This is a genomic window from Candidatus Eremiobacteraceae bacterium (assembly GCA_036511855.1).
In the GTDB taxonomy this organism is placed as follows: Bacteria; Vulcanimicrobiota; Vulcanimicrobiia; order Eremiobacterales; family Eremiobacteraceae; genus JABCYQ01.
The window spans coordinates 1-3,453 of the sequence record DATCBN010000019.1 but is presented as its reverse complement, the minus strand read 5'-3'; the positions used below and the strand labels follow the sequence as shown (position 1 = coordinate 3,453).

Sequence of the window (3,453 nt, the reverse complement as noted above, 5' to 3'; positions counted from 1 at the left end):
ATCAGCGCGACCACCCCGCCGATCGCGCCGCAATCGCCGGTTCCGGAGCCGACCGTTCCCGACGCGCTCTGGTTCGCGCCGGGTGAAACATCGACTATTCCTATCGACATCCACGATGGCGTCATCTTCGTGCCGGTCGTCGTCGACGGGAAGCGTCGCACGTTCTTGCTGGATTCGCACGGCAACACCGCGGTGGACAACTCGCTGAGCGCAGAGCCGATGCCCGCTGCGGTCGTGTTGGGCACGCTGCAGATCGGCGACGTGCGTCTCACCAATCTGCGCGCCGCACCGGAACGCATCTTGCCGTATTCGGTGACGTATCTCGGCGCAGCCGCCGACGGTGCGGTCGGCATGGATTTTCTTTCGCGATATCCCGTCACGATCGATTACGCCAACCGGCGTCTCACGCTTTACGAAACGAGCGCTGCGGCGGAATCTGCGGCCATGTCGGCGAGCGCCGCCACGCTCACGCTGGCGCAAGACCGCAGCGTGCCTGCCACGACGGCACTCGTCGCCGGAAAATACGCCGGAGAATTCGCCTTCGACCTGACCGCGACGACCGAAGTGGTGATGAGCGACGGCTTTGCGCGCGCACACCGTTTGCCGCTGAACAACGGCTGGATCGACACCGCATGGCTTGCAAGGCCGAGCGGCGAGATCGCGGGGCGTATGGGCCGTATTCCATCGCTGTCGCTCGGATCTCTCGACTTTGTCCGCCCGATCACAGTCGCGGCAAATCCCTCCGAATCAAACGTACTGCCGCGTGGCGCCGACGGTGCGGTGGGCGCCTGGCTGCTGCGGCGCTTCACGGTGACCCTCGACGTGCCGGGGGCTAGACTCGTGCTTGCACCGGCTTCATCGTCGTCGACGGCGACCGCACCGTTTGACAGGAGCGGCGCATGGCTCGTGCAGCGCGCGGGATTCGTGGAGGTTCGCAGCGTGCTGCCGGGCTCGCCCGCCGATGACGCGCACCTTCGCAGCGGCGATCAATTGCTCGCGCTCAACGGCCGGCCGGTCAGTGAGCTGGAAGATGTGCGCTCCGCATTCGAGGGCGCGCTCGGCACGACGATCGCGGTGAGATTTCATCGTGGCATTTGGACGCGCACGACCAAGCTCACGCTTCACACGGTGATGTGATCCACGCATGGTGAAAGTCCGCGATCTTTCGCACATCCAAATCGAGTTGTTGTCGTTCGAAAGCGCCGGCGGCACCGTGCGCGGACTTTTCTATCATGCGGGGCGTCCGTCGACGTGCGTCGTGTTGTGCCACGGGTATTCGGCGTCAAAACACAATGTGGATCCGCTGGCATTTCATTTGGCGGTCGACGGCTTCTCCGCGTTCGCGTTCGATTTTCTCGGCCACAAGCTCGGCGCGAGCACGGGGAAACTGCGATCGGGCTCGGATCTCCTTGAAAACGCTTTGGACGCGGTCGCCCTGGCACGGACTTTGCCGGGAGTCGAGCATATCGTCCTGGGCGGCCATTCGATGGGAGCCGCGACATCCATCGGCGCCGCCGCCCGATCGCCTTCGATCGAAGCGGTCATCGCGATGGCGACGTCGCTGGATCGTGGCCGCGTGCTCACCGACGCCGGCATGTTGTCGGGCTTGCAGAACCGGGCGGCATACGTGGACGGCGCGTCTCCCGACGAGATCGCGATTTCGATGGACGAGTTCACTTCGCACGTTGCCGAGATCGCGCCGCGGCCGCTTCTCGTCATCGCCGGCAGTAAGGATGGCCTCGTCGGACCTTCGGCCGTGCGGCGCCTGTTCGATGCCGCTTCGGAACCCAAGACGTTTGAGCTCATCGACGCGAATCACACCGACTGCGCGGAACGCTCCCGCTTCGTGGTCTCACGCTGGCTGAAGGCGCGAGGCTACGGCGCGGGGTAACTTCCGCTGTACCTGTAGGAGGGCAAGCATCGCTTGCCCATTCGTACCGTAGGAGGGTGAGCAACGCTCACCCATTTTGGGCAAGCGATGCTTGCCCTAGTACAACGAAGGAGAGAAACGAAATGCGCGTTCGGCTTGGATGGATGGCTCTCGCAATCGTACCTTGCGCGGCGTTCGCCATAGGGTGGGGCGCGCCCACCGCCACCGCAGCAGCCGCGATCGCGGCGCAGAAGCATTCAACGCCCGTGCCCTCCGTCTCGGCCACCACTCTGCCGGCATTACCCACATCGGCCGTTCCGTCGACGATGGCGCCGGTGACGTCAACGCCCGCGCCGCCTGCGATCGTCGCGCCGCCTGGCTCGCTCATTCAAGTGACCGGCGCGGTGTCCGTGCCGACGATAATCTCCCTCAAGGATCTGCAGGGGATGTCACGATCCACGCTGACCATGCGCGTGCTGGATCTGGACGGCAAGCGCCGCGTGCACATCTTCACCGGGCCGCTGCTGGCCGATGTCATCGGCGCCGCGAGGCCAACGACGTCAACCGGCGTGGACATGGCAACGCACGCATATGCGTTGGTGACGGGCATGTCCGGTGCTTCGGCGATCATCGCCTTTGCCGAATTCCATCACGACTACAACGCGAAGCGGATTCTGCTCGCATACGAAGAGGATGGCGCTGTGCTTCCGGGAGCGGGCATCGCCGAACTCATCGTGCCGGAAGATGCCACACAAGGTAGATTCATCATGGGTGTGACGACGATCGAAATCATGACGCCGTAGATTTAGTGCCGGATCCAGATTAACCGCTACTTGGTTGTCTGAATCTCCGACTGACCGCTGCGCCGGCGCCTCCCAAAAGTCCAAAAAGTCTGCGGCCTGGGCCCCGGGGAATGCTGTTGCGATGCGGGTGTCGCGTCACCGAATATTTCGTCGATAAAGCTGTTCACCCGATCGTGCCCGAGCCACCACAATCCGCCAAATGCGATGAGGCTGATGATGCCGCGAAATGTCGCGAGATGCGGATTGCGCGCCGCGCGGTCGCGTCGGATCTGCATGGCGTGTGCCCGATTTGCGAGCTTGGCTTTCACTCGCTCCAGCTTCTGCGAAAGCCGCGCCTGTTTGCGCATGAGCCGTGCGTCGTAGTTCATCATGAGTACAATCCAGATCTTTGCTAGTAGGGCGGGCGCCGCTCGCCCATTGCTCCGAATAATTGCCTCCGCGAACTGTCTGGACCCTGCGCCCATCGGTCCATCAACCGGGATTTGCGGCCGATTTTGCCGTATGATATACTTACCGCTTGGACCCCATGGGGATGTAGCTCAGCTGGTAGAGCACTTGCTTCGCATGTAAGGGGTCAGGAGTTCGAGTCTCCTCATCTCCACCAATCGGAAACCCGCGTCGTTATTGGCGATGCGGGTTTTTCCATGGTCGCGAAAAATGTGTTGCAGATCGGTCATTGTAGCCATTCTGTAGCCATTCTCCCAATTACGCCAGCATCGCGTCCATGGCTTCGGCCGCACCGCGCTGAAGGGACGGGGTGACGTGGCTGTAGGTATCAAG

At 62.7% G+C, this 3,453-nt stretch carries 4 protein-coding genes and 1 tRNA gene; 4 read left to right on the top strand and 1 reads right to left on the bottom strand.

All coding sequences use genetic code 11. From position 1 onward, the window contains the following. The 3 genes from VII69_03135 to VII69_03125 form a co-directional block, all read left to right on the top strand. Positions 1-1,137, top strand: a 1,137-nt coding sequence (locus VII69_03135) for a PDZ domain-containing protein (protein ID HEY5094091.1), incomplete at its 5' end; no start/stop codon positions are given. A gap of 7 nt (positions 1,138-1,144) precedes the next feature. Continuing rightward, complete coding sequence (locus tag VII69_03130; protein HEY5094090.1) at positions 1,145-1,891, top strand: alpha/beta fold hydrolase; 747 nt, start codon at positions 1,145-1,147, stop codon at positions 1,889-1,891. Between the two features lie 122 nt (positions 1,892-2,013). Continuing rightward, positions 2,014-2,673: a hypothetical protein gene (locus tag VII69_03125; protein ID HEY5094089.1), complete on the top strand. Its 660-nt coding sequence runs from the start codon at positions 2,014-2,016 to the stop codon at positions 2,671-2,673. Between the two features lie 26 nt (positions 2,674-2,699). Here VII69_03125 and VII69_03120 read toward each other — a convergent pair whose 3' ends face one another. Continuing rightward, positions 2,700-3,044 (bottom strand): hypothetical protein, encoded by a 345-nt coding sequence (locus tag VII69_03120; protein ID HEY5094088.1) that lies wholly within the window; start codon positions 3,042-3,044, stop codon positions 2,700-2,702. A gap of 157 nt (positions 3,045-3,201) precedes the next feature. Here VII69_03120 and VII69_03115 point away from each other — a divergent pair. Beyond that, positions 3,202-3,277: transfer RNA gene (locus VII69_03115), tRNA-Ala, on the top strand. Positions 3,278-3,453: the final 176 nt, after the last annotated feature.

Coding starts and splice junctions, on each gene's coding strand:
- VII69_03130 (HEY5094090.1), top strand. CDS start 1,145: ATGGTGAAAGTCCGCGATCTTTCGCACATCCAAATCGAGTTGTTGTCG.
- VII69_03125 (HEY5094089.1), top strand. CDS start 2,014: ATGCGCGTTCGGCTTGGATGGATGGCTCTCGCAATCGTACCTTGCGCG.
- VII69_03120 (HEY5094088.1), bottom strand. CDS start 3,044: ATGATGAACTACGACGCACGGCTCATGCGCAAACAGGCGCGGCTTTCG.